This window comes from Levilactobacillus lanxiensis (genome assembly GCF_016861655.1).
Classification (GTDB): Bacteria; Bacillota; Bacilli; order Lactobacillales; family Lactobacillaceae; genus Levilactobacillus; species Levilactobacillus lanxiensis.
On record NZ_BOLN01000009.1, the window covers coordinates 56858 to 82811 of the forward strand.

Below are 25954 nucleotides of genomic sequence, written 5' to 3' on the forward strand. Positions count from 1 at the left end.
TACAGTGAGTCGTATTGGTTATAAAACTGTCAACGTCCCAGCCGGCGTTGAAGTTAAACGCGATGGTGATCAAGTAACGGTTAAGGGTCCTAAGGGTTCCTTAACTCGGACTTTCTCTGACTTCATTACGATGAAGATCAGCGACGGTGCAGTTGACTTTGATCGTCCAGATAACAACAACAAGACGCGGGCCCTTCATGGGACTCAGCGGGCTAACTTGAACAACATGGTTGAAGGTGTTGTCAATGGCTTTGCTAAGACCTTGAAGCTGGTCGGTGTTGGTTACCGTGTTCAAGCTAAGGGTAAGACCTTGGTATTGAGCGTTGGTTATTCCAACCCAGTTGAAATGGCTATTCCAGAAACCTTGGAAGTTAAGGTTCCGGATAACACCACTATCAACATTTCCGGTATTAGTAAGCAAGAAGTCGGTGACTTCGCTGCTGAAATCCGTGCCGTTCGTTCACCAGAACCTTACAAGGGTAAAGGTATCCGTTACGAAAACGAATATGTTCGTATCCGCGAAGGTAAAACTGGTAAGTAACATTAATGCAGCTTAATGCTGATAATTCTACAAAGAGGTGACTATTTTGATTACGAAACCAGATAAGAACAAGACACGTCAAAAGCGTCATATGCGTGTCCGGAACAAAATTTCTGGAACTGCAGAACGCCCACGCTTAAACGTTTTCCGCTCTAACAAAAACATCTACGCTCAAGTCATTGATGACGTAGCGGGTGTCACGCTTGTTAGTGCCTCGACGTTAGATAGTGATGTGAATGGTGACAACAAGACCGACCAAGCTAAGGCTGTTGGTGTTTTAGTTGCTAAGCGCGCTGTCGAAAAGAAAATTAGCAATGTTGTGTTTGATCGTGGTGGGTACTTGTACCATGGCCGTGTTCAAGCATTGGCAGAAGCTGCTCGCGAAAACGGGCTGAAATTTTAACAGTAAGGAGGAATAACCACACATGGCAAAATTTATTGATCCTGACAAGTTAGAGCTTGAAGACAACGTTGTTGCTATCAACCGTATCACTAAGGTTGTAAAAGGTGGCCGTCGTCTCCGGTTCTCTGCTCTTGTCATCGTCGGCGATAAGAACGGTCACGTTGGCTTTGGTACTGGTAAAGCTCAAGAAGTTCCAGAAGCTATCCGTAAAGCCGTTGAAGCCGCTCGTAAGAACCTGATCGAAGTACCTATCGTGGGAACGACCATTCCTCACGAAGTTCTCGGTTCATACGGTGGGGGCAAGATTATGCTCAAGCCTGCCGCTGAAGGTTCCGGGGTTACTGCTGGTGGCTCAGTTCGTTCCGTCATGGAATTAGCTGGTGTCGCTGACGTTACTTCCAAGCGTTTAGGTTCTAACACGCCAGTCAACGCTGTCCGGGCCACCTTTGATGGTTTGGCTCAGTTGAAGCGTGCTGAAGAAGTTGCCGCTCTCCGTGGTGTCTCTCTTCAACACTTAGCTGAATAAGGAGGGGTATTAAAATGGCTCAATTAAAAGTTACTTTAATTCATAGTGTTGCTCACCGCCTCCCTAAACAGCGGAAGATTGTGGAAGCTTTAGGTTTACACCGTGTTAACAGCACGGTTTTACAACCAGACAATGAAGCTACCCGCGGTGCGCTTTTCCAAGTTGCACATTTAATTAAGGTTGAAGAAGTTAAATAGTTTTCATATCATTAAATAAGGAGGTGCGCAATAGCATGAAGTTGAATGAATTAAAACCTGCTGAAGGCTCACGGAAGGTTCGTAACCGGGTTGGCCGTGGTGATTCATCTGGTAATGGTAAGACCTCTGGTCGTGGCCAAAAGGGTCAAAAGGCTCGTAGCAAGACTCGTTTGGGTTTTGAAGGTGGCCAAATGCCATTGTACCGTCGGATCCCAAAGCGTGGGTTTACCAACATTAACCGTAAGGAATTTGCTGTCGTAAACTTAGCTGCTTTGAACGTCTTTGATGATGGTGCTGAAGTAACTCCAGCTGCCCTGGTTGAAGCCGGTATCGTTAAAAACGAAAAGTCCGGTGTTAAGATCTTGGGTAACGGTGAGTTAACGAAGAAGTTGACGGTGAAAGCCGCTAAGTTCTCCAAGTCAGCCGCCCAAGCTATCGAGGCTGCTGGTGGTAAAACTGAGGTGATTTAATGCTATCAAGCTTGAAAAACGCCTTTAAGATTAAAGACATTCGTAAAAAAATTCTCTTTACTCTATTGGTTTTGATTGTCTTTCGGTTGGGTACTTATATTACCGTCCCCGGCATTAACGCAAAGGCACTTCAAAGCGTTGCGTCTTCTGGATTGGTTAGTATTTTAGATACCTTCAGTGGTGGTGGGTTAACAAACTATTCCATCTTTGCGATGGGGGTTTCACCATACATCACTGCACAAATCGTTATTCAATTGCTACAAATGGACATCGTTCCACGATTCGTTGAATGGAGCAAGCAAGGGGATACTGGTCGACGGAAATTGAATCAAGCCACACGATACTTAGCGATTGCTTTAGCATTCGTTCAATCCATCGGTATCACGGCTGGTTTCAGTGCTTTAAGTTCATTGAAACTGGTTCAAAATCCAAGTGTTGCAACGTACTTGTCAATCGGGTTAATCCTGACTGGTGGGACGATGTTAACCACTTGGATGGGTGATATGATTACAGATCGTGGGTTAGGGAACGGGATTTCAATGATTATCTTTGCGGGTATCATTGCTCGGACCCCAACTTCTGTTTACAAGCTTTACCAAACTTACTTTGTCGATGCCGATAAGGGAACTTTGTGGAAGAGTGTTATTTTCATCTTAGCTTTAATCGTCTTGGTTTTGGTCATTGTGACCTTTACCACCTGGGTTCAGCAAGCTGAACGACGTGTACCTATGCAATACACGCGTCGGGTATCTGGTTCACCAGATAGTAGCTACCTTCCATTAAAGGTTAACGTTGCCGGGGTTATCCCCGTCATCTTCGCGAGTTCGTTTATTGCTACGCCACAGACTATTCTGATGGCGTTCCAAAACACCCACTCTCAAGATGCTTGGTACCAAACCTTAACGGATGTCTTCAACATGCAAACGTTCGATGGTGCCATTTTGTACACTGTTCTGATCATTGTGTTCACGTTCTTCTATGCGTTCGTACAAGTTAACCCAGAAAAGTTAGCTGAGAACCTGCAAAAGCAGGGGAGCTACATTCCTGGTGTTTGGCCTGGTCACGAAACACAATCATATGTTTCCAACTTATTGATGCGTCTCAGCACTGTTGGGGCACTCTTCCTTGGATTCATTTCCTTGATTCCGTTATTAGCCCAAAACCTTTGGGACTTAGATGAGTCAATTGGTTTAGGTGGTACCAGCCTCTTAATCGTCGTTGGTGTTGCTATCGAAACCATGCGGCAAGTTGACGGATTAATGATGAAGCGCGAATACGTTGGCTTTATCCAAGATCCAGAACCAGCTTAATGAGTTTCCAGCGGGTGTGTTGATCTATTTAGCACACCTGCTTGTGTTTTTCGGGCAAATTTTCGAATAAGGAGAACGAACATGACAGCAATGAATTTGATCCTCATGGGTTTACCAGGAGCCGGTAAAGGTACCCAAGCCGAAAAGATTATCAAGGAGTTCCACTTACCGCATATTTCTACGGGAGACATCTTCCGTGAAGCGATGAAGAACGAAACTGAAATGGGCTTGGCTGCTAAAAAGTTCATCGATAAAGGTGAACTGGTACCGGACGAAGTGACGAACGGCATTGTTCGTGACCGGTTAGCTCAGGATGATACCAAAGACGGGTTCATGTTGGATGGGTTCCCCCGTTCCATTGTTCAGGCCGAAGCGTTAAATACGTTTGGCCCTGAATTGGATCGGACCATCAACGCCGTGATCAATATTCACGTTGAGCCAGATGTCTTGGTTGAACGCCTTTCTGGTCGTTATATCTGCCGCAACTGTGGGGCAACCTACCATAAGCTGTACAAACAGCCTAAAGTTGAAGGCACTTGTGATGTCTGTGGTAGTCATGACTTCTATCAACGGGAAGACGATAAGCCTGAAACGGTGAAGAACCGGTTGGCAGTGAATTTGAAAGCAAATACACCGCTGATCGAGTACTACACCGAGAAGGACTTATTGTTCACTGTTGATGGTGACCGTGACATCGATGACGTGTACGTCGACATCGAAAAGATCCTGAAGAACCTGTAGGAAGTATCATAGTTCTTGCGTCTTAGTGAGAATTATGGTAAGCTTATTCAGGTTTAGCCTGTAAATGGCGCGCTGTCGCAATTCACAGGTGCTAGGTGGGGGCAAGTTGTTGTCTCTACCGCTTTTACGTGTATTTTACACGCAATTAAAAGGGAGGTACTTTCGTGGCGAAAAGCGATGTCATCGAAGTCGAAGGTAAAGTTACCGAAACATTGCCTAACGCAATGTTCCGGGTCGAATTAGAAAACGGTCATGAGATTCTCGCTCACGTTTCCGGTAAGATTCGGATGCACTACATCCGGATTCTGCCTGGTGACCGAGTAACTGTTGAAATGTCACCGTATGACTTGTCTAAAGGCCGGATTACTTATCGGTTTAAGTAACCGCCTGGACAGATGTAGGAGGGATATTCATGAAAGTAAGACCATCAGTTAAGCCAATGTGCGAACACTGCAAGGTTATCAAGCGTAAGGGTCGAGTAATGGTTATTTGCTCAGCCAACCCTAAGCATAAACAACGCCAGGGTAAGTAATTTCAATTTATAGGAGGTGCACTTAAATGCCACGTATTGCTGGAGTGGATTTACCACGTGATAAGAAAATCGCTTACGGTTTAACTTACATTTTTGGTATTGGTATCAACACCGCGCACAAGATTGTTGCGGATGCTGGAGTATCAGAAGACGTTCGGGTTCGCGATATGACACCTGATCAAGAAGACAAGATTCGTGCCGAAGTTGACAAGTACAAGGTCGAAGGTGACTTACGTCGTGAAGTTAGCCTGAACATCAAGAACTTGCAAGAAATCGGTTCTTATCGTGGAATGCGTCACCGTCGCGGTTTGCCTGTTCGCGGCCAACACACCAAAAACAATGCCCGCACTCGGAAGGGTAAAGCCGTTTCCGTTGCAGGTAAGAAGAAGTAAAGGAGGGTTATCACTTTATGGCTACTAGAAAAACTAGTCGCAAGCGTCGGGTCAAGAAGAATATTGAATCCGGTGTTGCACACATCCATGCTACGTTTAACAACACATTAGTTATGATCACTGACGTTCAAGGGAACGCTATTGCTTGGTCATCAGCTGGTGCCTTAGGGTTCAAGGGTAGTCGGAAGTCAACGCCATTTGCTGCACAAATGGCCGCTGAAGCCGCTGCTAAAGCATCACAAGAACACGGTGTTAAGTCCGTTGAAGTTGCTGTCAAGGGTCCTGGTTCAGGACGTGAAGCTGCTATCCGGGCAATCCAAGCTGCTGGTATCGAAGTTACGGCTATTCGTGACGTTACGCCAGTGCCTCATAATGGTACTCGTCCTCCAAAGCGCCGTCGGGTTTAACGTGAGCGTTTCATTAATGAGGGCAACCTTCATGATGGGATTGACTTATAGGAGCTCAACGCGGTTTGAAAGGGGTAAACGATAAGAATGATTGAATTTGAAAAGCCTAACATTCATAAAATTGACGAAAGTAGCAACTACGGTAAGTTTGTTGTTGAACCGTTGGAACGTGGTTACGGGACAACGCTTGGCAACTCCTTACGTCGGATTCTGCTTTCATCATTACCTGGTGCAGCTGTTACCAGCATTCAAATCGACGGGGTTCTGCATGAGTTTTCGACTGTCGAAGGAGTCGTAGAAGACGTCACGCAAATCATCTTGAACGTTAAGAAGATTGCGCTGAAGTTAAACGGTGCCGACGATCAGGAAGAAACAATGGAGATCAACGTTAAGGGACCTGCTCAAATCACCGCTGGTGATATTGTTGCTGGTGCCGACGTTGACGTTTTGAACCCAGATCTGTACATTGCTACAGTTGCAGATGGGGCAACGTTCCACATGCGAATGACTGCAGACAAGGGCCGGGGATATGTCTCTGCTGACGAGAACAAAACTCGTAACACAGATATGCCAATTGGTGTCTTAGCTGTGGATTCCATTTACACCCCAATCGAACGGGTTAACTACCAAGTAGAGAATGCACGGGTTGGCCAACGGGCTGACTATGATAAATTGACCCTGGATGTTTGGACGAATGGTTCAATTAATCCAAGCGAAGCCATTGCTCTGGCTGCAAAGATCTTGACCGAACATTTGGCTATGTTTGTCGACCTGACTGACGAAGCTAAGAATGCGGAAATCATGGTTGAAAAGGAAGAAACTCACAAGGAAAAGATGCTTGAGATGACCATCGAAGAGCTCGACTTGTCCGTTCGTTCTTACAACTGCTTGAAGCGTGCTGGTATCAACACGGTCCAAGAATTGAACAACAAGACTGAAGCAGACATGATGAAGGTTCGTAACTTGGGTCGCAAGTCCCTTGAAGAAGTTAAGGCTAAGTTAGCTGACTTAGGTTTGTCACTTCGGAAGGAAGACTAATTTTAGACACTCAAAGGAGGGTTTCTGGTTATGAGTTACCGTAAATTACAACGGACTAGTTCTCAACGTCGTGCCTTATTACGCGATTTGACCACTAGTTTAATCTTGAACGGCCGCATCGAAACGACCGAAGCACGCGCTAAGGAAGTTCGCAAGACGGCTGACCAAATGATTACCTTGGGTAAGCAAGGCGACTTACACGCTCGTCGTCAAGCCGCTGCTTTCATCCGTAACGTTGTTGCAGATGTTAAAGAAGATGGCGATGATGTCGTTGTCACTAGTGCTTTACAAAAGGTATTTAGCGAATTGGCTCCTAAGTACGCTGATCGTAACGGTGGTTACACGCGTATCTTGAAGACGATGCCTCGTCGCGGTGATGGCGCTGCTATGGCCATCTTGGAATTTGTTGACTAGTTTTAGTTAGACAATTCAAGGAGTGATCACGTCCTTAAACGTGGTGAATCGGTTACAAATTAATCACTAGAACTATGTGGTATAGAGCGCTACGATGATGGGGAATTCTTTCCGAGTCTAGCTTGAATGGGGGCATCTGCCTCAGCGCCGCTGGTTTGTTAGTGATTTTTTTTGTGCCGATTTTTTGCGTTCTCGGGATTTTTGGGTGCGTGGTGACGGGGGCTTTCACAATCTGGTAACAAAACTGGCGGAACACTTCGGTATTGTCCAAAACTTTGATATAATTAGCGGTGACTTTTTCACTAGGAGAATTAATAACGCGGATGGCAAATATCATTGAAGTGAAGCATCTTTCATATAAATATGGCGAAGAACAACAGCCGGCGTTAAAGGACGTTAGTTTCGACGTACACGCCGGTGAATGGTTAGCCATTGTCGGACACAACGGTAGTGGCAAATCGACCTTAGCGAAGTCCCTAGACGGTTTATTGCCATTCACTGAAGGTACCGTCACCGTGGATGGCGTTCAACTCACACCAGAAACCGTATGGGACGTGCGCAGCAAAATTGGCATGATTTTTCAAAATCCTGACAATCAGTTCGTTGGTGCAACCGTTGAGGATGATGTTGCCTTCGGCCTGGAAAACCGGCAGACGCCACGTTCTGCAATGCTGCCCCGGGTTAAGGCGGCACTCGCTGAGGTTGGCATGGCTGAGTTTGCACAACGGGAGCCCAGTTCACTGTCTGGTGGGCAGAAACAACGGGTGGCATTAGCAGGTATCGTGGCCATTGCGCCGGAAATTTTGATTTTGGACGAAGCAACCAGCATGTTGGATCCCCAGGGACGAAGCGACATGTTGGCGCTGGTACGTCAGCTACGGGAACGTCAGCATTTAACGGTTATTTCTATCACGCACGATATTGACGAAGCGGCCGGCGCTGACCGTATTTTGGTGATTGACGATGGGCAGCTAATTGAAGAGGCGCAGCCGGCGACAATTTTTGCGCGGGGAGAAGGTCTCGTTGAGATGGGGCTTGATCTACCGTTTACGGCTAAGTTAAAACAGGCCTTGCAACAGCGCGGTATCACCCCGCCAGCGGGATATCAAACGACGGCGGAAATGGAGGAATGGTTGTGGCAATCTCTTTCGAACACGTAACCTATACGTACCAGGCTGGCACACCCATGGCCCACACCGCCATCGAGGACGTGTCCTTCTCGGTGCCTGATCACGGCTATCTCGCCATCATTGGGCATACCGGGAGTGGCAAATCGACGTTGATTCAGCAGTTGAATGCGTTGTTTAAACCCACTGCCGGAGAGATTCACGTGGATGATTTCACCGTGACACCGAGCACGACTAACGCGGACCTCAAGCCGCTGCGGCAACACGTGGGTATGGTGTTTCAGTTTCCCGAAAGCCAGTTGTTTGAGGAGACCATTCGCAAGGATATTGCCTTTGGTCCCCAAAACTTTGGCATGAGCGAGGCGGACGCCAATGCGTTGGCCGACGAAATGTTAACCACGGTGGGGCTCGATGCGAGTTATGCCGAGCGGTCACCGTTTGAGCTTTCTGGTGGACAGATGCGCCGGGTCGCCATTGCCGGTGTTTTGGCGATGCGGCCGCAAGTGTTGGTGTTAGATGAGCCAACTGCGGGACTCGATCCTCAGGGGCGGCAGGCGATGATGGCGTTGTTTGAGCGGCTTCACCGGGAGCAGGGGCTAACGATTGTATTGGTCACCCATCAGATGGAGGATGTCGCGCAGTACGCCGAGCAGGTCGCTGTCATGCGGGAAGGTAAGCTCGTGAAGTTTGGTCAGCCTCGGGAGGTCTTTGCGGATTCCGAGTGGCTCCGGGCCAATCAATTGGATGTTCCCCGAGCGGCCCAGTTTGCGCAACGTTTGGCTCAGCGAGGGGTAACTTGGGAACACTTACCGTTGACCGCCGAACAGTTAGCCGATCAGATTGCGGCACAGTGGCCAGCAAAGGGGGCCGACCATGTCTAAATTTATTTTTGGGCGGTACTTGCCATTAAATTCGGTCGTTCATCGGCTGGATCCCCGAGCGAAGCTGATGCTGAGTTTCTGCTATATCATTTTAGTTTTCCTCGCGAACAATCCCCTGAGTTATGCCATTCTAATTGCGCTGACGATTGGGTCGATCCTCGCGTCTAAAATTAGTTTAGGTTTCTTCTTGCGGGGGATTCGGCCACTACTGTGGTTGATCGTCTTTACCGTCGTTTTACAGCTATTGTTCAGTCCTGTCGGCGGCCAGACGTACTTCCACTGGGCCTTTATTAATGTGACCCAGTTTGGCCTGGTCAATGCGGGATTTATTTTTATTCGGTTTTTGCTCATTATTATGATGTCGACCTTGCTGACGTTATCGACGCAGCCCCTGGATATTGCGACCGGACTGGCTTCCTTGATGAAGCCCTTACGGTGGATTCGGGTGCCCGTCGATACGTTAGCCATGATGCTGTCAATTGCGCTACGGTTCGTGCCAACGCTGATGGACGAGGCCGAGAAAATTATGAATGCGCAGCGTGCCCGGGGCGTGGACTTTGGCGAGGGTGGTCTATTTAAACAGGCCAAGTCCCTGATTCCATTGATGGTGCCTCTGTTTATGAGTGCCTTTAACCGGGCCGAAGACCTCTCGACGGCGATGGAAGCGCGGGGATATCAGGACAGCGAGCACCGCACGCAGTATCGTATTTTAACGTGGCAGAAGCGGGATACGATCACGTGGTTATTATTTTTACTTGGATTTGCGGCGATTCTCGCTTGTCGTCGTTGGTAGGAGGACCTGATGCAACGTTATAAAGTAACTTTTATGTATGATGGGACTGACTTCGCTGGTTTCCAGCGGCAGCCGCACAAACGCACGGTGGAGAGCGTGCTGACGAAGGTCATCAACAAAATGGCCAAAAATCCCACGCCCGCCATCGTCATCTACGGGTCAGGGCGGACCGACGCTGGGGTCCATGCCTTGGCGCAGGTGGCCCATTTCGACTTTCCCTTTGACATTCCCGCGGAGAATATGCGCAAGGGCTTAAACAGCATGTTACCGATGGATATGGAGGTCACCAAGGTCGAGTTGGCCGCACCAGACTTCCATGCTCGCTACAATGTCTCAGGCAAGCGGTATCTTTACCGGATGGACATGGGGGAGTTCCGCAACCCGTTCAAACGAAATTACACCGGCCAATGGAAATTTCCCGTTGACCTGGAAAAAATTAAGCTTGCCTTGGCAGATTTAACTGGGGAGCATGATTTCACCAGTTTTGTGGCCTCTGGAGCGCAGACACGAACCTTTGTCCGGACCATTTACGAGGCGACTTGCCACATCGATCAGGCCAACAATGAATTAGTCTTTGAATTTTATGGCAATGGCTTCATGTACAATCAGGTCCGGATCATGGTCGGCGTCCTGGTCGAAATCGGCTCTGGGACACGGCCCGTGCATGATATTTTACGTCTGTACGAAGTCAAGGACCGCAAGCAGGCTCGGCGAACGGTCCCAGCGGCTGGACTATATTTGAAACACGTGTATTATCAAGGAGAGGACCCGGCGCATCCGACGAAATTACCCCAACATCAGCGGTAAATTTCGTTCGGGGGACAAACAATCATTGACTTTATGGGTAAAACTTTGTATTATGGTTATTGGTATTGTTTGCCCCACGATAAGCCCCGGAAAGTTTACTTGGTGTCAGACAAACACAGATTTATGGAGGAATTTAACGTGCGTACAACTTATATTGCAAAACCTAGCGATATTGATCGCAAATGGTACATTGTCGACGCAACCGACGTTAGTTTAGGTCGGCTTGCTTCAGTCGTTGCATCTGTATTACGTGGTAAGAACAAGCCAACGTTCACCCCTAACGTGGACACTGGTGATAACGTAATCATCATCAACGCTAGCAAAGTCGCTTTAACTGGCCGTAAGGCTACCGACAAGATTTACTATCACCACACTGGTTTTCCTGGTGGCTTAAAGTCACGGACTGCCGGTAACTTCCGGGCCGAAAACCCAGAAAAGTTGATCGAAACTTCTGTACAAGGCATGCTTCCTAAGAACTCCTTAGGTCACCAAATGGCATTGAAGCTTCACGTGTATGCTGGTGAAGACCACAAGCACGAAGCACAAAAGCCAGAAGTATTAGACATTACTAACCTTATCTAAGGAGGAAAACCAAATTGGCACAAGTTCAATATCGCGGCACTGGCCGTCGTAAAAACTCCTCTGCTCGTGTACGTTTAGTACCCGGCTCAGGCAAAATTGTTATGAACAACAAGGCAATCGAAGATTACATTCCATTCGCAAGTATTCGTGAAGTTGTCTTACAACCATTCAACGTTACGGAAACGCTCGGTAACTATGATGCATTAGTTACTGTTCGTGGTGGTGGGTTCTCCGGTCAAGCCGGCGCAACTCGTCATGGGATCGCTCGGGCATTGCTCGAAGTTGACCCAGATTTCCGTGGTCCATTGAAGCGTGCGGGTCTCTTGACTCGTGACGCTCGTATGAAGGAACGGAAGAAGCCAGGTCTGAAGAAGGCACGTAAGGCTTCACAATTCTCAAAGCGTTAATATTTCGATATTTTCGATTTGGAAATCCTCACCATTCAGTTGGTGGGGATTTTTTTGTGTCATGCGGGTGGTCAACTGACTGGCGGCATTGCTATTTTAATGGCTTTTTGATAATATTAATCGAATGAAGTGTTGCTGGACATAATAATTTTGTTTTAATGGTGATTAAGCCGACAACACAATGTGGCTATAATTAAACAAGGAGGGGATTTAGATGCAAGTAAATTGGAAAAAGATGATGATTGGCATGGCCTTTATCCTGATTGGATTCGTGGGATTTACCACCACGGGGCAGGCGAAGACTACCTGGCACAAGGGAATCCCCCAAACTATTCGAGGAAATTGGCGTGAAGACAAGAAAGATTTACATAGAACTGATCGACGCGTGGGCTATTTCTACCAGATCAATTCTAACGTCATCAAAGATGGGGACGTTAGTGGCTCGATGCCACAACGGTACAAGGAAATCAAACCGGCTTATCACCACAAGAAGGGGAGTAAGACCTACTACGTGAAGTCGACTGAGACCAAGTTTGATATTCTTTACTACCGGCGCTACACGAAGATCAGCAAGAATAAGCTCGCCATTTACTGGTATGCCTATCAGTCCCAAGACTATGAGCATGGGGCATACACCCACTCGGAGAATCAAATTGTCGAGCACTTTCACCGCAAAGCCTAATCGCAGTTAAGTTGTCGTTGTCCTCACCCGTTAGTTTGGTGGGGATTTTTTTTTACGATGCAGTCAACCGTTCGGGAGGTCAGTAGCCTGACTGGAAATGGGTATTGTTTTCCCCGCGTGATTGTCTTAAGCTGGAGAGAATAGCGAATAGGAATGGGAAATCATGGAAAAAATTACGCATTCAAGATTATTTGATACATTGTCGAAAAAGATGGTGTGGGGGTTCATCTTCCTGATTACGATTGGCACGGTGCTACTGAGTCTGCCTATCGCCACCAACGGGATGCGCGGCACCGCCTTTATTAATACCTTATTTACGGCGACCTCGGCCACCTGTATTACCGGGCTCACGGTCGTTAACACGGCCGAACACTGGTCTTTTTTTGGTCAGGTGGTCATTTTGGGCCTGTCCGAAATTGGGGCCTTGGGGTACATGACCTTCGCTGTGCTCCTCTTTAACATCATTCGGCGCAATCTCGACCTGTCGACACAGCTGATGGTGAAGGAATCCCTGAACTTGGAAAATCTGAGCGATACCAAGAGCGTCATGAGATACGTTGTCGGCCTCTCTGCGCTCTTTCAACTCGGGGGCGCGTGTTTACTCACGTTTGACTTTATTCCGCGTTACGGGTGGAAACGGGGCCTGTATGCGTCGGTCTATCATGCGGTGATGTCATTTTGTAACGCCGGGTTCGATATTTTCGGGAACAGTCTAATGGGTTTTCGCGATGACTCCTACCTCCTGATTGTGACGATCATTCTGATCATTGGTGGGGGACTGGGCTTTTTGGTTTGGCGGGACCTCTTGCTGTACCATGAGCGCAAACGCCTGAGCCTGAACTCGAAGTTGACACTGGTCACGACCGGGACGCTGTTCGTCGTTGGGTTTGTGCTATTGCTGATTACGGAGCGGGACCTCTCGTTGCTGCCGAAGAACACGTCCTGGTTCAATCGGACGGTCAACACGCTATTTCTCAGTGTGACACCGCGGACGGCGGGGCTGATTACCTTGCCAACCAATGACCTGCAGTCCGGGAGTATTTTCTTGATCATGATTCTGATGTTTGTCGGTGGGACGCCCGGATCGACCGCCGGGGGAATCAAGACCACCACGTTTGGGGTCTTGATGCTCCAGAGTATTGCGCAGTTACGGGGCAAGAAGGACGTTGAATTCAGTCACCGGCGCTTCAGTCAAACTAACATCAGTCGGGCGCTGTTACTGGTCTTCTTGGCCAGTGTTGTGATTGTCGTGGCCACGTTGATCTTGACGCAGACGGAGAAAATTCCGCGCGGCTTTGGGCTCGAATACATTGTGTTTGAAGTGCTATCGGCGTTTGGGACCGTGGGGCTGAGCCTGGGCTTGACCCCGCATCTAACGGTGATCGGCAAACTCGTCATTATGATGTTAATGTTTGTCGGCCGGGTCGGCATTTTCACGTCGCTGTACTCGCTGTCTAAGCGGCAGACTAAGGTCAACCAGATTCGTTATCCAGAGGAAAACATTTTAATTGGTTAGGAAGGTTTTACCATGACAAAGAAAAGTTTTGCGGTCCTGGGGCTCGGCCGGTTTGGCCAGAGTGTCGTGCAAACACTGGTGGAGGCCCATCAGGACGTGCTCGCGGTGGACGTTCGTGAGGCGCCGGTCAATGAAATGATGGACATTGCCACGCAGACCCTGATTGCGGATACGCGCGATGAGGACGTCTTGCGCGGGCTGAACATCGACACCTTTGATTACGTCATCGTCGGCATCGGCAATAACATGGAGGCCAGCATCTTGACGACCATGTTGACCAAGGAGCTGGGTGCCCAGAAGGTGATTGCCAAGGCCGAAACCAGCGACCATGGCCGTGTGTTAAAGCGTGTGGGGGCGGATCAGGTGATTTTCCCCGAGCGCGACATGGGGCACAGCATCGTCCGCAAACTCCTGTCGAATCACATTTTAAACTTCATTGACCTGAGTGATGAATACACGCTGGCCGAAGTGGTGATCACCGACCCGAACTTTGTGAATCAGGACCTGGTCAAATTAAACCTGCGGCAGCGCTTTGATTTGACCGTGATTGCGATTCAACACGGTCACGCCATCAACATTTCCCCGCAGCCCACGGACATCGTGCAGCTGCATGACGTGCTGACGGTCGTTGGGCCTATTGCGAACGTTGAGAAATTAGATGAGACGTTAAAAAAATAGCCTTATATATAGAAAAGTCACGTGTCAAATAACCGGTTAGCGGCTATTTGATACGTGACTTTTTTAATTGGCTTAGAGTAAATGAATCCCGTTGGCTTCACATTGGTCGATCATTTCTTGTGGCCATAGGGCAGCTTGGACTTCACCGACGTGGGCCTTACCCAGCAATAACATGCAGAGACGGGATTGACCAATCCCACCACCAATGGTGTAAGGAACCTCTTCGTTCAGGACCATTTGGTGATAAGGGAGGCTGAGGCGGTCTTCGGCGTGAGCCAGCTTCAATTGGCGCTTCATTGACTCAGCGTCGACCCGGATGCCCATGCTGGAGATTTCGATGGCCTGTTGTAACGGTTCGTACCAGAACATGATGTCCCCGTTTAATTGCCAGTCATCGTAGTCGGGGGCGCGGCCGTCGTGACGTTTGCCACTCTTTAAGGCGTCGCCAATCTTCATCAGGAAGACGCAACCGAGTTTCTTGCTAATGGCGTTTTCGCGTTCCCGCGGCGTCATGGTTGGGTACATGTCTTCTAACTCTTGCGTTGTGATGAAGTGAATTTCATCTGGTAAGTGGTGCACGGCTTCGGGGAACTTGTACCAAACCTCGTGTTCCATGTGCTTGATCACCTTGAAGATGGTCCGCACCGTTTGCTTCAACGTGGCTTCGGTCCGTTCTTCCTTGGTGATGACCTTTTCCCAGTCCCATTGGTCCACGTAAGCGGAGTGGAAGTTGTCGAGGTCTTCATCTTTACGGATAGCGTTCATGTTGGTGTACAGGCCTTCGTGCAGGTTAAAGCCGTAACGCTTAAGGGCGACCCGCTTCCATTTTGCCAAAGAGTGGACGATTTCAATCGTGTCGTCGGCGCCCATGTCGGCCATGGTGAAGGACACGGGTTTTTCGATGCCGTTCAAGTTGTCGTTCAGCCCAGTGGCTTTCTCCACAAACATCGGGGCGGACAGACGGGACAGGTTCAGTTGCTTACCGAATTCTTCTTGGAAAGTTTCCCGAATGTAACGAATGGCCGTCTGCGTTTCTCGAACGGATAATTTTGGATCGTATGATTTTGGAATAATTAAATGCATAAGCTTTTTCTCCTTCTTGGGGCCTGATTTAAGATAAAACAAAAAGGTTTTCCATCCCTTGTGTAAAATCAAGGGACGAAAAACCTTTTCGCGGTACCACCCAAGTTGTCGATCCAAATGATCGGCCAGCTCAATCAGAGTACAAACATACTCCACCGATGGTAACGTACCGGTTAACGGCTTACCCTAGCGTGACAACGTCATTTCAGGAAGCAACTAAGAAAGTGTTTTTCGGAAAAATCAAGCACTGATTGGGTTTGCACTAGGTCCCAACTCACTGACAGGCTGACTTAACTTACTCCTCTTTCCTGCGTTTTTTATCTTGTGGCATTAATACTAGCACCATTTTGAAAATTGTAAATGCCTAAATTAGAATTTAGCGAGACTTTTTCTGGTTAGGCCCTCATCAAATAAACGGCACTAGTAGAAGAAAATACTTGGCCAAAAAATGTTAATTTTTTTGAGAACGGTGCCGCGACGGGGCAAATTGGGCGGTTTGATAATTAAAATTATTAGAGTTTAAGATTCCCTGTAGGCGAGTGAAAGGGTCTAGACCCATCGTTAGTTGGCAGGGTATGCTGGGGATAATTTATGGGAGTAGGGGATGACCAGCATGCACTTTGAGGACTTATTTATCATGGCCGGCCAATTGAATGGCGCGGCCAAGGCGTTGGAATTTGGTAGTACGATGACCGAGCGAATTCAATCACGGGAGGTTCCCCATGAAAATGACCGATGACCAATTGAAGGCCCTGATCCGCACAATTATTGTCCAGCTACGGGCCGCCGGTGTTCACGTGCGCGTCACTAGTCATCGCACGCCCAGTCTGTATTTACACCTGGACCATGATGTGTTGAAAGAGATTCGGATCAGTGACCATCATATGGGGCAAAAGTCTAAGCACCGCGTGGGCTATGACATCCTGATCGACCGGGACCGGCATCGCAAATATGCCGCGGCGACACGGTGTGTGGAATACGGCGCGAACAATGCGGCAACGGTCGTGGTCAAGGTGATTGCTGACCGTGATCACAAGGTGCAGGCGTTAGGCCCGCGGAATTATCAGCGACTGGTGCAACTGGCCCAACGGCATCCCCAACTCCCACACAAGGAAGCGGCCTTTGAGAATAAACTGAGTGCCTTTTTGGATATGGCGCCGGTCGGTGGGGGTCGCCGGGAACGGCCGCGGATTTAACGCCGCTTTCTGAGAGATTAATGGCGTCAACCATCCCGCACGAGCTTTGGAGACGAAATCAGCAGTTAAGCCCACAGTTATCCGCTTTCATGCAAGTTTTCTATTGACATTCTGACCAAATGAAATTAGACTATGATAATTGGTTTAATCGAATTCTCATTAATCATTTTGGAAGGAGGGGTCGACTTGGGACGACCAAAGCAACTCTTTATTAAGAAACAGGTGCAGACGGACTTATACAAGAAAACGGGTCTCGAAAAGACGCTGACGGCGTTTAGTCTGACCACCATGGGGATTGGCGCCATCGTGGGGTCCGGGATCTTTATCACGCCTGGACTGATTGCCGCCAACTATACGGGGCCGGGGGTCATGTTGTCCTACCTGATTGCCGTTGTCGTTTGTGCGATGGCTGCCCTGTGTTACTCCGAGTTCTCCTCAACCATTCCCCTTGCCGGGAGCGCGTACACCTATGTTTACGCGGTCTTTGGTGAGTTTGCCGCCTGGATTCTCGGGTGGGCGCTGATCTCTGAGTACCTATTTGCGGTGTCCTCGGTGGCCGTGAGTTGGTCTTCTTATTTCCAGAACCTCTTAGCCGGTTTTGGGTTAAAATTACCCCCATTCCTGCAGGCTGCGGCCGGGACCGCTGGGGTTAAGGGCGGCGGCATCGACGTCGTGGCCTTAGTCATCACCATGTTGGTGGCCTGGTTGCTCTCGAAGGGCATTCGGGAATCGGCCAAGATCAACAACATCATGGTGATCGTTAAAATCTTGGTTATTTTATTATTTATCGGCATTGCTATTTTTTACGTCAAACCAGCGAACTATAATCCGTTCTTACCGTTTGGCACGAGCGGAATTTTCAAGGGGGCGGCCGTGGCCTTCTACGCCTATATCGGGTTTGATGCCGTGTCGACGGCTAGTGAGGAAGTCAAGAATCCCAAGCGCAACATGCCCATTGGAATTATCAGCTCCCTCCTAGTGGCCGCCGTGCTGTACGTGAGCCTGTCGGCCGTGCTGGTTGGCGTGGTGCACTACACCAAGCTGAACGTGGCCGATCCCGTTGCCTTAGCGTTGACGCTGATTCATCAGAACTGGGCGTCCGGGGTGATCTCCTTTGGGGCCATCGTGGGGATGACGACCGTGTTGATCGTGATGTCCTACGGGGGCACGCGGTTATTGTTTGCCATTAGTCGTGACGGCCTATTACCAGCTTCACTGAAGAAATTGAATCCGAAGACGCACGTTCCCGTGGCCAACACCTGGATCTTCGGGGCCATTGCCAGTGTCTTTGCGGCTGTGATCCCCATCGATAAGATTGCGGAACTGGTCAACATCGGGACGTTGTCGGCGTTTGCCATGGTTTCTTTGGGCATCGTCTTCCTGCGTCACGACGAACGGTTTAAGAATCTGGACACCTCGTTTAAGGTGCCGCTGTATCCGTACCTGCCAATTGCTTCATTTCTGGCGTGTGTCTACCTGATGACGCAGCTTCAAGCATTTACCTGGGAAGCCTTTGGCGTCTGGGTCGTCATCGGGCTGATTGTGTACGTGTCTTACGGGTATCACCACAGTCGCGTCCGAGAAATTTCACAAGCCGGGTAACGCTTTCATTTTTCGTGGTAGAATGGTCATAGACTAATCGAGAGGGATGACTTGATGCGTTACCTAGCAAGCCCAAGTTTAGATATTCGCCAAAATTTAGCGATTGAAACGTACCTGATGGAGCACGCCGATTTGACGGAGCCCATCCTGTACTTCTATGTGAATTCACCGTGCATCATTGTCGGGCGTTATCAAAATGTCCTGGCAGAAATCAACCAACAATATGTGAAGGACCACAACATTATTTTGACCCGGCGGACGTCCGGTGGGGGTGCCGTGTACGACGACCTTGGCAACGTCAGCTTTAGCTTTATCACCAAGGATGACGGGGATGCCGTGGGCAACTTTAAGCGATTCACCGATCCCGTGATTAAGGCCCTTCATCAAATGGGCGCGACCGGTGCTGCCATGACGGGGCGCAATGACCTGACGATTGACGGCAAGAAATTCTCGGGTAACGCCATGCACGTCGAGAATGGTCGCATGTTTTCTCACGGTACCTTGATGTATGACGTGGACCAGTCGCAGATTGCGCACGCCTTACAGGTCCCAGCCGACAAGTTGGCGACTAAGGGCATCAAGTCCGTTCGGAGTCGGGTCACCAACCTGAAGCCTTACTGTGCGCCCGAATACCAACACTTAACCATTGAAGAGTTCCGAGACACCCTAGCTAAAGAAATTCTGGGTGTCAGTGATTTAAGCCAGGCCCATCAATATGAGCTGACGGCGACCGATAAGGCTGGGGTGAAGGCCCTAGCCGACCAGTACTTTAACAATTGGGACTGGATTTACGGCAATGATCCGGCTTATTCGTTGACGCGCCGCCAACATTTCCCAGCCGGTACCGTTGAGTTTGACCTCGACGTGGACCAGGGGAAAATCAAAGCCGTTCAGATTCACGGGGACTTCTTTGGGCAATTGCCGATCGAAGATGTGACCCAGCAGTTGACAGGGATTCCGTACACGCCGACTGCGATTCAGGCGGTCTTTGACCAGTTGGATGTCGCCAGTTACTTTGGCAAGATTCCGGCCACTGACCTGGTGGATCTCTTAGCCAAGCAACCTCAGGCTTAAGTGAAAGACGTCATCGGAGCGTTACTGTTGCGACGGTAGCGCTTTGTTTTTTTCTTAAGGTTCTGAAGAACTTAGGTCACGTTAAGACTTAACCCCTATAATGGTCAAGTCGATTATAAATAGAATCCGCCAGCCGTGACCATTCCGGCTGGGCTGAAAGGGTGGGTATCAAACCATGGAAATGGAAAAGCGGCAACGGCCGCGTCGTAGGAGACATCCAATTCGGAATATTATCATCATCTTGATCATTGCTTTAATCGGGGGTGGCGTGGCCTACGGGATGAAAAAGTACCAAGGCATCAAGGACAGCGTTGACCAGACCTACAAAGCCTCTGGGGTTAAGAAACTCCGGAACGTGAATCAGGTCTTAAAGGATAAGGAACCTGTATCGATTCTCTTGATGGGGACGGATACCGGGGCCCTCGGTCGGACATTTGCTGGGCGGACGGATAGTATGATGGTGGTCACCATCAATCCGACCACGAATAAGACCACGATTACCAGTCTGGCCCGGGATACGGCGGTCAACATTCCTGGCTACGAGGACTACGGGATTTCCAAAATCAACGCGGCGTACGCCTATGGCAAATCCAAGACGGCAATTACGACTGTTCAGGACATGTTGAACGTCCCAATCGATTTCTATGCCATTATCAACATGGGTGGAATGGAAAAGATTATTGATGAGGTTGGCGGGGTTGATTTAAAGCCAACACTGACATTTAGTTATGGGGGTTACTCATTTAAGAAGGGCGTTCAGACCCACATGAACGGGAAAAAGGCCTTGGCCTACTCCCGGATGCGTGACGACGATCCGCTCGGCGATTATGGGCGGCAAACGCGGCAACGGAAGGTCATTATGGCCTTACTTGGCAAGTCGAACTCCATTACGTCGCTGCTAAATCAAAGCTTTATCAGTTCGTTATCGAAACAAACCCAGACGGATTTGACCTTCAACGATCTGACGGCGCTGGCGACGAATTATCGGAAGGCAATCTCTAGCGTTAAGACGACTCACCTGCAGGGGACCAGCGAGACCATTAACAGTCAAAGTATGGAAGTGGCCTCAAAGACCGAGCTTCAGCGCGTGACGAATTACATTCGGAATGCCCTGAGCTTGGCCCACAAGTCCACGGGGACCATTGCCCAGATGGATGCCACGTCCGGCACGACTGGGAGCACGACAACGACCAGTTCTGACAACGGCGGGACTAGTGATTCCGGTAATGGCGGTCCTGGTGGCGGCTACTAAGTTAAAATAAATTGGGCACGATAATCCGCTGGGGTTCTCGTGTCTTTTTGCGTAAATGAAGGGAGTCCTTGTGATGAAAGAGTTGTTAGTAACCGGTGGCGCGGGTTTTATCGGGGCTAATTTTGTCCGATACGTGGTGGCGTATCAGCCTGATGTTCATGTGACCGTTTTGGATAAACTGACCTATGCGGGTAACCGCGCGAACTTAGCTGGATTGCCGGCTGAGCGGGTGACCCTGGTGGTGGGGGACATCGCGGATGCCGTCGTGGTTGACCGGCTGGTGCGTGACGCGGATGCGGTGGTCAACTATGCCGCCGAGAGTCACAATGACCGTTCACTGCTAGACCCGTCACCGTTCATGCAGACCAACATTGTGGGGACCTACACCTTGTTGCAGGCTTGTCGGCAGTATGGCGTTCGATTCCATCAGATTTCCACCGATGAAGTTTACGGGGACTTGCCGCTGCGTCAGGACCTACCCGGGCACGGTGAGGGGGCCGGTGAAAAATTCACGCCCCAGTCGCGCTACAATCCCAGCAGCCCGTATTCGGCCTCCAAGGCCAGTGCCGACATGCTGGTTCGCGCCTGGGTCCGCTCGTTTGGCCTCAAGGCAACAATTTCTAATTGCTCCAACAACTATGGGCCTTATCAGTACGTGGAAAAATTTATTCCGCGCCAAATTACCAATATCCTAAGTCACCGACGGCCGAAGCTATATGGGGCCGGTGTCAATGTCCGGGACTGGATTCACGTGGACGATCATTCGCGGGCCGTTTGGACCATTTTGACGCGTGGCAAGCTGGGTGAAACCTATTTGATTGGTGCCAATGGTGAGCACAGTAACCGCGAAGTTCTGGGACACATTTTGAAGCTGATGGGCCAACCGGCGGATGCCTTTGATTACGTGCACGACCGGCCGGGACACGATGTCCGGTACGCGATTGATGCCAGTTATCTCCAGCAATCGTTGGGCTGGCAGCCACGGGTGACCGATTTCACGGCAGGCTTGCGGCAAACGATTGCCTGGTACCGGGCGCACGAAGCGTGGTGGCGCGGGGATAAGGACCGGGTGGAAGCTGGGTACCGGGAGACTGGCCAGTAAAGCGGCCACATCATTAAATCCATTAAAAAATACGTCTCCGCCCAACAAATGGGTAGAGACGTATTTTACGTTAGCCTACTAAACGTTAGTAACCACGGCTGACATCGACGCGGTTGACGGTCAACTGACCATCGGCGTCCCAGCTCTTCAGGTTATCACTGAGGTAACCGAAAATTGGCCGGATGTTGTCGACATCGAAACCGGTTTGGTGTGGCGTAATCAGGACGTTCGGGTAATCCCACAGCTTGGATTCGCGGGGAAGGGGTTCCGTCTCGAAGACGTCCAAAGCGGCATTCAACACGTTTTGGTAAAGCAGTGCGTGCATGAGGGCTTGTTCGTCGACGGACTTCCCACGGCCGACGTTGACAAAGATCCGCACGCCATTTAATTTTTCAAAGTAATCGGTATTAAAGTAATGAACGGTCGCCGGGGTGGCGGGCATCGCATTGATGATGACGTCGGCATCCTTGACTAACGCAGCGTCATCTTCCAGGCTCACCGTGCCCTGGAAGCCAGTGACACCGTGGCCGGAGCGGTTGACGCCAAATGGGTAATTGCCAAAGCCGTTCAGCAACTCGGCAATGTGTTGGCCAATGCTGCCGGTTCCGTAGATAACAATCTTCTGATTGGCCAACGTTGCCAGGTCGGAGCGCGCAGGCACCTGCCAGAAGTGGCCGGCCTGGTTCTTGACCGCATCGTTAAAGTCACGTAGAAAGTAAAGTAAATAACCAATCGTCGACTCCGCAATGGCCGCAGAGTAGGCGCCACTTGCGTTGGTGACTTGAATATTGTGGGCGTTAATCCAATCGAGGGGGAGATAATCGACCCCAGCGCTCACCGTTTGAATCCAGCGCACGTGATTCTGTGGGTTTTGCAGAACGGCTGGACCGTGTTGCCCCCAGCCAAAGATGATGTCAATATCCGTGGCGGTTTCCCAGTCACTAGCGGGAACCACGTCGACACCCAGGGATGTTAGGGCAGTGATTTGCGTTTGATTTAAGGTTGGAAAGGTTAATAATCGTTCTGTCATGTAAAAAACCTCCTTCGACGTTTACCGTCCCCTCCATTTTAGCACGAGTTTGCCAGAAATCCCGCGAAAACAGGGAGAACGCTTACACAAATAACACACATTGACTAAAGTGTCACGAAGACTAACAACTTAATTGCACACAAATTTCGAATATAATCCATTAACTTTGGGTAGATTGGCGCCCAACCATTGCTTATTGACTTATCACTCGATATAATAGAGCCAAGACAGCAATTATTTATTTACACTAATAACGTTTGGGGAGGTTAGAAAAATGTTAAATCTTGGTCTGGATATCCTGGGCCTAGCGCGATTCCAATTTGGAATGACCACTGTCTTTCACTTCTTCTTCGTTCCATTTTCAATCGGCTTGGCCTTTGTCGTCGCCGTCATGGAAACCATGTATGCGATTAAGGGTGATGAGGATTACAAGAAGATGGCGCAGTTCTGGGGCAAAATGTTCCTGTACAGCTTCGCCGTTGGGGTGGTTACTGGTATTATTCAGGAATTCCAATTTGGGATGAACTGGTCTGAATACTCTCGGTTTATGGGGGACATCTTCGGGGCACCATTAGCCATCGAAGCGCTAGCAGCCTTCTTCATGGAATCCACGTTCATCGGGATGTGGATGTTTACCTGGGACCGCTTCAATAAGTGGGTCCACACGCTCTTTATTTGGTTAGTTATGTTCGGGTCTTCACTTTCCGCATTATGGATTCTGGCTGCCAACAGTTTCATGCAGAACCCATTGGGCTACATCATCAACCAACAAACGGGCCACGTCCAAATGGTCAGTTTCGGGGCTGTTTTGAGTAACCCCCAGCTGTGGAGTGAATTTCCGCACGTTATCTTCGGCGCTTTTGTTACCGCTTCCTTCGTCATTGCCGGCTGTGCTGCATGGCGTCTGCTGAAGAAGGATCACGTGACGTTCTACCGCAAGTCTTTGAACGTCGCCCTGGTCATTGGCTTAATCTTCTCCCTGGGTTCCATTGCCAGTGGGGATATTCAAAGTCGTTACTTAATCAACAACCAACCGATGAAATTTGCCGCTATGGAAGGGCTCTACAAGGACTCGACCAATAAAGGTGAATGGTCGATGGTTGCTGGATTCGACAACAAGCAACACAAGACGACTTGGTCCGTTGATGTGCCGTATGTCTTGAACTTACTGAGTTACCACAAGACAACCGGGACCATCAAAGGGATGAACACGATTAACAAGGAGTTACATGCCAAGTACGATAAGAAGTACGGGAATGACATTAACTACTACGTCCCAACGAAGACTTTATTCTGGAGTTTCCGAATCATGTCTGGGGCGGGGGCACTGTTTGCCTTGCTCGCGATTGTCGGGCTGTTCTTTAACCGCAAGAAGTCGCAGCTGATTATGAATCAACGCTGGTTCCTCTACATCATGGGTCTGTGCCTATGGCTCCCATTCGTGGTCAACACGGCTGGTTGGTTCATTACTGAATTTGGGCGTTACCCTTGGGTCGTCTATGGCTTACTGACCATTGCCGACGCGGTTTCGCCAAATGTATCCGTTGCCTCGCTGCTGACATCAAACATCGTTTACTTCCTGATGTTTGCCGGCATGGGCCTGGTCATGATCGTTCTGTGTCACCGGACGTTGAAGGCTGGTCCTGATACTGAAAATACCGATGGGTATGCGGCGGGCGATACTGACCTTGATCCGTACTCAAAGGGGGCGTTCAACCATGACTAGCTATCAACTGATTTGGTTTATTTTAATCGGCGTGCTGTTTAGTGGGTTCTTCTTCCTAGAAGGGTTTGACTTTGGTGTGGGGATGCTCGTCAAGAGTTTTGCCAAGACCGAAGCCGAACGTGACGTTGTGATTCGTTCAATCGGGCCACACTGGGATGGGAACGAAGTCTGGTTGATCACCGCTGGTGGTGCCATGTTCGCGTCATTCCCAATGTGGTACGCGACCCTGTTCTCCGGCTTCTACCTGGTGCTGTTCTTAATCTTGGCCGCCCTGATTTTCCGGGGAGTCTCGTTTGAATTCCGAGCTAATATGCAAACGGAAACCTGGCGAAGCTTCTGGGAGTGGGCTTCCACGATTGGGAGCTTCTGCGCAGCCTTCCTGTTTGGGATGCTGTTTACCGCCATGATTGCCGGGATGCCTATCGATAAAAATGGGGACATGACCGCGCACTTCTTCGACTACGTCAACTTGTTCTCCATCGTTGGTGGGGTGGCGGTCACCGTCTTATCCCTGGTTCATGGGTTAAACTTCATTCGGTTGAAGACGTCCGGTGAATTGCGGGACCGGGCCTTGGCCTGGAACAAGATTTTGTACCCCGTCTTATTTGCAGGCGAAGTTCTGTTCGCCATCCTGCTGTACTTCTCAACCGACTTCTTTGCCAAGAAGCCACTGACGACCACGGCCATCGTGGTTGCCTTGGTCATCTTCACTTGCTTGGCTTACTGGGGTGTGTTGGGGAACCACGAGTGGCTGTCCTTTATCGGCAGTGGCCTGTCACTGGTCAGTGTGGTTGTCTTGATCTTCAATGGGTTATTCCCACGGGTCATGGTTGCCAACAATCCAGCGTACTCACTGCTGATCAAGAACTCTTCTAGTTCACCTTACACGTTGCACCTGATGACCATCTTGGCGTTTAGCATCCTGCCAATCGTCTTGGTCTACTTCATCTGGAGCTACTGGGTCTTCTACAAGCGGTTGGCTTCACCTAAGCAAAACGCTTAATTTAAGTTAAATGCACCTGATTGGTGCTCGGGTCCTCACGACTTTCCCAGCCGTGGGGATTTTTAGTTAAACCAGTCTTTGCCAGCGGGGCCGAGCTGGTGAAAACCGGGCCTGGGTCGTGTTATAGTTCGTTCCCGACGGCGAATTCAAAGTGCCCGGCTATGGGGCCGGTTTCAGCCTGAGAAGCGGGCTTCCACCTCAACTTTGAGCCGAAAGGCGGTCTCAAAGGTTGTCCCGTGGGCTAGGCTGAGGAAGGACCTCAGCCAAGGCCACCGACACAGCCGGTCACTTTGATTCGCCTCTGGTCACTGACACTGACCTTGATGGCCTATTTTTCACTAACCCTGCGACTGACAGTGGTTTAAACCGGTGGTGGTAGTCGATGTGGACTGAGATTTCCTGTTTCTTAGTGTGTACATATTGAGGCTGGTTAGGAACAAAC

At 49.6% G+C, this 25954-nt stretch carries 32 protein-coding genes; 30 read left to right on the forward strand and 2 right to left on the reverse strand.

The window, feature by feature from the left end; all coding sequences use genetic code 11:
* Positions 1-4: 4 nt before the first annotated feature.
* The 22 genes from rplF (at position 5) to JUF22_RS11185 (ending at position 14444) form a co-directional block, all read left to right on the forward strand.
* The gene (gene rplF, locus JUF22_RS11080; RefSeq protein ID WP_203637443.1) at positions 5-541 is read left to right on the forward strand and encodes a 50S ribosomal protein L6; all 537 of its coding nucleotides are present in this window, start codon (positions 5-7) and stop codon (positions 539-541) included.
* Between the two features lie 37 nt (positions 542-578).
* Positions 579-944: a 50S ribosomal protein L18 gene (gene rplR / locus JUF22_RS11085; RefSeq protein WP_275404329.1), complete on the forward strand. Its 366-nt coding sequence runs from the start codon at positions 579-581 to the stop codon at positions 942-944.
* 22 nt (positions 945-966) lie between these two features.
* On the forward strand, positions 967-1470 hold the full coding sequence (gene rpsE, locus JUF22_RS11090; protein ID WP_125765150.1) for a 30S ribosomal protein S5: 504 nt from the start codon (positions 967-969) through the stop codon (positions 1468-1470).
* A gap of 14 nt (positions 1471-1484) precedes the next feature.
* The gene (rpmD, locus tag JUF22_RS11095; RefSeq protein WP_125765149.1) at positions 1485-1667 is read left to right on the forward strand and encodes a 50S ribosomal protein L30; all 183 of its coding nucleotides are present in this window, start codon (positions 1485-1487) and stop codon (positions 1665-1667) included.
* Between the two features lie 35 nt (positions 1668-1702).
* Positions 1703-2137 (forward strand): 50S ribosomal protein L15, encoded by a 435-nt coding sequence (rplO, locus tag JUF22_RS11100; RefSeq protein WP_203637442.1) that lies wholly within the window; start codon positions 1703-1705, stop codon positions 2135-2137.
* Entirely contained in the window at positions 2137-3447 is a 1311-nt protein-coding gene (gene secY, locus JUF22_RS11105) for a preprotein translocase subunit SecY (RefSeq protein WP_203646256.1), read from the forward strand. The genes rplO and secY overlap by 1 nt, the downstream gene beginning before the upstream one ends.
* Positions 3448-3537: 90 nt before the next feature.
* On the forward strand, positions 3538-4188 hold the full coding sequence (locus tag JUF22_RS11110; protein WP_308439814.1) for an adenylate kinase: 651 nt from the start codon (positions 3538-3540) through the stop codon (positions 4186-4188).
* 164 nt (positions 4189-4352) lie between these two features.
* Entirely contained in the window at positions 4353-4571 is a 219-nt protein-coding gene (gene infA / locus JUF22_RS11115) for a translation initiation factor IF-1 (RefSeq protein WP_011668477.1), read from the forward strand.
* A 29-nt stretch (positions 4572-4600) separates the two neighbouring features.
* Complete coding sequence (gene rpmJ / locus JUF22_RS11120; protein ID WP_011668476.1) at positions 4601-4720, forward strand: 50S ribosomal protein L36; 120 nt, start codon at positions 4601-4603, stop codon at positions 4718-4720.
* Positions 4721-4746: 26 nt separating this feature from the next.
* Positions 4747-5112, forward strand: a complete 366-nt coding sequence (gene rpsM, locus JUF22_RS11125; protein ID WP_125765145.1) for a 30S ribosomal protein S13 — start codon at positions 4747-4749, stop codon at positions 5110-5112.
* Between the two features lie 17 nt (positions 5113-5129).
* A complete protein-coding gene (gene rpsK / locus JUF22_RS11130) occupies positions 5130-5519 on the forward strand; it encodes a 30S ribosomal protein S11 (protein WP_125574870.1) in 390 nt (129 codons plus the stop codon).
* Positions 5520-5606: 87 nt separating this feature from the next.
* The gene (locus tag JUF22_RS11135; RefSeq protein WP_125765144.1) at positions 5607-6557 is read left to right on the forward strand and encodes a DNA-directed RNA polymerase subunit alpha; all 951 of its coding nucleotides are present in this window, start codon (positions 5607-5609) and stop codon (positions 6555-6557) included.
* Positions 6558-6587: 30 nt separating this feature from the next.
* The gene (gene rplQ / locus JUF22_RS11140) at positions 6588-6971 is read left to right on the forward strand and encodes a 50S ribosomal protein L17 (RefSeq protein ID WP_020090123.1); all 384 of its coding nucleotides are present in this window, start codon (positions 6588-6590) and stop codon (positions 6969-6971) included.
* Positions 6972-7294: 323 nt separating this feature from the next.
* A complete protein-coding gene (locus JUF22_RS11145) occupies positions 7295-8131 on the forward strand; it encodes an energy-coupling factor ABC transporter ATP-binding protein (protein ID WP_203646260.1) in 837 nt (278 codons plus the stop codon).
* Entirely contained in the window at positions 8107-8979 is an 873-nt protein-coding gene (locus JUF22_RS11150) for an energy-coupling factor ABC transporter ATP-binding protein (protein ID WP_203646262.1), read from the forward strand. The genes JUF22_RS11145 and JUF22_RS11150 overlap by 25 nt, the downstream gene beginning before the upstream one ends.
* A complete protein-coding gene (locus tag JUF22_RS11155) occupies positions 8972-9772 on the forward strand; it encodes an energy-coupling factor transporter transmembrane component T family protein (protein WP_203646264.1) in 801 nt (266 codons plus the stop codon). Before JUF22_RS11150 ends, JUF22_RS11155 begins: the two co-directional genes overlap by 8 nt.
* 9 nt (positions 9773-9781) lie before the next feature.
* Positions 9782-10579, forward strand: a complete 798-nt coding sequence (truA, locus tag JUF22_RS11160) for a tRNA pseudouridine(38-40) synthase TruA (RefSeq protein WP_203646266.1) — start codon at positions 9782-9784, stop codon at positions 10577-10579.
* A gap of 138 nt (positions 10580-10717) precedes the next feature.
* Positions 10718-11161, forward strand: coding sequence for a 50S ribosomal protein L13 (gene rplM / locus JUF22_RS11165; RefSeq protein WP_125765139.1), 444 nt, complete (start codon positions 10718-10720; stop codon positions 11159-11161).
* Positions 11162-11175: 14 nt separating this feature from the next.
* Positions 11176-11568 (forward strand): 30S ribosomal protein S9, encoded by a 393-nt coding sequence (gene rpsI, locus JUF22_RS11170; protein WP_011668466.1) that lies wholly within the window; start codon positions 11176-11178, stop codon positions 11566-11568.
* Between the two features lie 214 nt (positions 11569-11782).
* Positions 11783-12250, forward strand: a complete 468-nt coding sequence (locus JUF22_RS11175; RefSeq protein ID WP_203646268.1) for a hypothetical protein — start codon at positions 11783-11785, stop codon at positions 12248-12250.
* A 163-nt stretch (positions 12251-12413) separates the two neighbouring features.
* On the forward strand, positions 12414-13766 hold the full coding sequence (locus tag JUF22_RS11180) for a TrkH family potassium uptake protein (RefSeq protein WP_203646270.1): 1353 nt from the start codon (positions 12414-12416) through the stop codon (positions 13764-13766).
* Positions 13767-13778: 12 nt separating this feature from the next.
* Positions 13779-14444 (forward strand): potassium channel family protein, encoded by a 666-nt coding sequence (locus JUF22_RS11185; protein ID WP_125765137.1) that lies wholly within the window; start codon positions 13779-13781, stop codon positions 14442-14444.
* A 72-nt stretch (positions 14445-14516) separates the two neighbouring features.
* Here JUF22_RS11185 and asnA read toward each other — a convergent pair whose 3' ends face one another.
* Entirely contained in the window at positions 14517-15527 is a 1011-nt protein-coding gene (asnA, locus tag JUF22_RS11190; protein ID WP_203646272.1) for an aspartate--ammonia ligase, read from the reverse strand.
* A gap of 613 nt (positions 15528-16140) precedes the next feature.
* On the opposite strand from asnA, the gene JUF22_RS13860 reads away from it, so the two are divergent.
* From JUF22_RS13860 to rfbB, 6 genes are all read left to right on the forward strand, one after another.
* Positions 16141-16266: a hypothetical protein gene (locus JUF22_RS13860; RefSeq protein ID WP_268890147.1), complete on the forward strand. Its 126-nt coding sequence runs from the start codon at positions 16141-16143 to the stop codon at positions 16264-16266.
* Positions 16250-16723, forward strand: a complete 474-nt coding sequence (locus JUF22_RS11195; RefSeq protein WP_203646274.1) for a hypothetical protein — start codon at positions 16250-16252, stop codon at positions 16721-16723. Before JUF22_RS13860 ends, JUF22_RS11195 begins: the two co-directional genes overlap by 17 nt.
* Before the next feature lie 186 nt (positions 16724-16909).
* A complete protein-coding gene (locus tag JUF22_RS11200; RefSeq protein ID WP_203637435.1) occupies positions 16910-18325 on the forward strand; it encodes an APC family permease in 1416 nt (471 codons plus the stop codon).
* A 54-nt stretch (positions 18326-18379) separates the two neighbouring features.
* Positions 18380-19399: a lipoate--protein ligase gene (gene lplA, locus JUF22_RS11205; protein WP_203646276.1), complete on the forward strand. Its 1020-nt coding sequence runs from the start codon at positions 18380-18382 to the stop codon at positions 19397-19399.
* Between the two features lie 175 nt (positions 19400-19574).
* Complete coding sequence (locus JUF22_RS11210; protein WP_236000773.1) at positions 19575-20651, forward strand: LCP family protein; 1077 nt, start codon at positions 19575-19577, stop codon at positions 20649-20651.
* A gap of 73 nt (positions 20652-20724) precedes the next feature.
* Complete coding sequence (gene rfbB / locus JUF22_RS11215) at positions 20725-21753, forward strand: dTDP-glucose 4,6-dehydratase (RefSeq protein ID WP_203646278.1); 1029 nt, start codon at positions 20725-20727, stop codon at positions 21751-21753.
* 85 nt (positions 21754-21838) lie between these two features.
* Here rfbB and JUF22_RS11220 read toward each other — a convergent pair whose 3' ends face one another.
* Complete coding sequence (locus JUF22_RS11220; protein ID WP_203646280.1) at positions 21839-22783, reverse strand: NAD(P)-dependent oxidoreductase; 945 nt, start codon at positions 22781-22783, stop codon at positions 21839-21841.
* A 274-nt stretch (positions 22784-23057) separates the two neighbouring features.
* Here JUF22_RS11220 and JUF22_RS11225 point away from each other — a divergent pair, with 274 nt between their 5' ends.
* A complete protein-coding gene (locus JUF22_RS11225; protein WP_125765128.1) occupies positions 23058-24509 on the forward strand; it encodes a cytochrome ubiquinol oxidase subunit I in 1452 nt (483 codons plus the stop codon).
* Positions 24502-25512 carry a cytochrome d ubiquinol oxidase subunit II gene (cydB, locus tag JUF22_RS11230; RefSeq protein ID WP_203646282.1) on the forward strand — a complete coding sequence of 337 codons (1011 nt, stop codon included), beginning with the start codon at positions 24502-24504 and terminating at the stop codon, positions 25510-25512. The genes JUF22_RS11225 and cydB overlap by 8 nt, the downstream gene beginning before the upstream one ends.
* Positions 25513-25954: the final 442 nt, after the last annotated feature.

Excerpts from the sequence above, each read along its gene's own strand:
- secY (WP_203646256.1), top strand. The coding sequence starts at position 2,137 with ATGCTATCAAGCTTGAAAAACGCCTTTAAGATTAAAGACATTCGTAAA.
- rpsM (WP_125765145.1), top strand. The coding sequence starts at position 4,747 with ATGCCACGTATTGCTGGAGTGGATTTACCACGTGATAAGAAAATCGCT.
- rpmD (WP_125765149.1), top strand. The coding sequence starts at position 1,485 with ATGGCTCAATTAAAAGTTACTTTAATTCATAGTGTTGCTCACCGCCTC.
- rfbB (WP_203646278.1), top strand. The coding sequence starts at position 20,725 with ATGAAAGAGTTGTTAGTAACCGGTGGCGCGGGTTTTATCGGGGCTAAT.
- JUF22_RS13860 (WP_268890147.1), top strand. The coding sequence starts at position 16,141 with ATGCACTTTGAGGACTTATTTATCATGGCCGGCCAATTGAATGGCGCG.
- rpsK (WP_125574870.1), top strand. The coding sequence starts at position 5,130 with ATGGCTACTAGAAAAACTAGTCGCAAGCGTCGGGTCAAGAAGAATATT.
- JUF22_RS11145 (WP_203646260.1), top strand. The coding sequence starts at position 7,295 with ATGGCAAATATCATTGAAGTGAAGCATCTTTCATATAAATATGGCGAA.
- JUF22_RS11225 (WP_125765128.1), top strand. The coding sequence starts at position 23,058 with ATGTTAAATCTTGGTCTGGATATCCTGGGCCTAGCGCGATTCCAATTT.
- cydB (WP_203646282.1), top strand. The coding sequence starts at position 24,502 with ATGACTAGCTATCAACTGATTTGGTTTATTTTAATCGGCGTGCTGTTT.
- JUF22_RS11155 (WP_203646264.1), top strand. The coding sequence starts at position 8,972 with ATGTCTAAATTTATTTTTGGGCGGTACTTGCCATTAAATTCGGTCGTT.
- JUF22_RS11210 (WP_236000773.1), top strand. The coding sequence starts at position 19,575 with ATGGAAATGGAAAAGCGGCAACGGCCGCGTCGTAGGAGACATCCAATT.
- rpsE (WP_125765150.1), top strand. The coding sequence starts at position 967 with ATGGCAAAATTTATTGATCCTGACAAGTTAGAGCTTGAAGACAACGTT.
- rplQ (WP_020090123.1), top strand. The coding sequence starts at position 6,588 with ATGAGTTACCGTAAATTACAACGGACTAGTTCTCAACGTCGTGCCTTA.
- JUF22_RS11220 (WP_203646280.1), bottom strand. The coding sequence starts at position 22,783 with ATGACAGAACGATTATTAACCTTTCCAACCTTAAATCAAACGCAAATC.
- JUF22_RS11110 (WP_308439814.1), top strand. The coding sequence starts at position 3,538 with ATGAATTTGATCCTCATGGGTTTACCAGGAGCCGGTAAAGGTACCCAA.
- JUF22_RS11135 (WP_125765144.1), top strand. The coding sequence starts at position 5,607 with ATGATTGAATTTGAAAAGCCTAACATTCATAAAATTGACGAAAGTAGC.
- JUF22_RS11185 (WP_125765137.1), top strand. The coding sequence starts at position 13,779 with ATGACAAAGAAAAGTTTTGCGGTCCTGGGGCTCGGCCGGTTTGGCCAG.
- JUF22_RS11180 (WP_203646270.1), top strand. The coding sequence starts at position 12,414 with ATGGAAAAAATTACGCATTCAAGATTATTTGATACATTGTCGAAAAAG.
- lplA (WP_203646276.1), top strand. The coding sequence starts at position 18,380 with ATGCGTTACCTAGCAAGCCCAAGTTTAGATATTCGCCAAAATTTAGCG.
- rpmJ (WP_011668476.1), top strand. The coding sequence starts at position 4,601 with ATGAAAGTAAGACCATCAGTTAAGCCAATGTGCGAACACTGCAAGGTT.
- JUF22_RS11195 (WP_203646274.1), top strand. The coding sequence starts at position 16,250 with ATGAAAATGACCGATGACCAATTGAAGGCCCTGATCCGCACAATTATT.
- truA (WP_203646266.1), top strand. The coding sequence starts at position 9,782 with ATGCAACGTTATAAAGTAACTTTTATGTATGATGGGACTGACTTCGCT.
- asnA (WP_203646272.1), bottom strand. The coding sequence starts at position 15,527 with ATGCATTTAATTATTCCAAAATCATACGATCCAAAATTATCCGTTCGA.
- rplO (WP_203637442.1), top strand. The coding sequence starts at position 1,703 with ATGAAGTTGAATGAATTAAAACCTGCTGAAGGCTCACGGAAGGTTCGT.
- JUF22_RS11175 (WP_203646268.1), top strand. The coding sequence starts at position 11,783 with ATGCAAGTAAATTGGAAAAAGATGATGATTGGCATGGCCTTTATCCTG.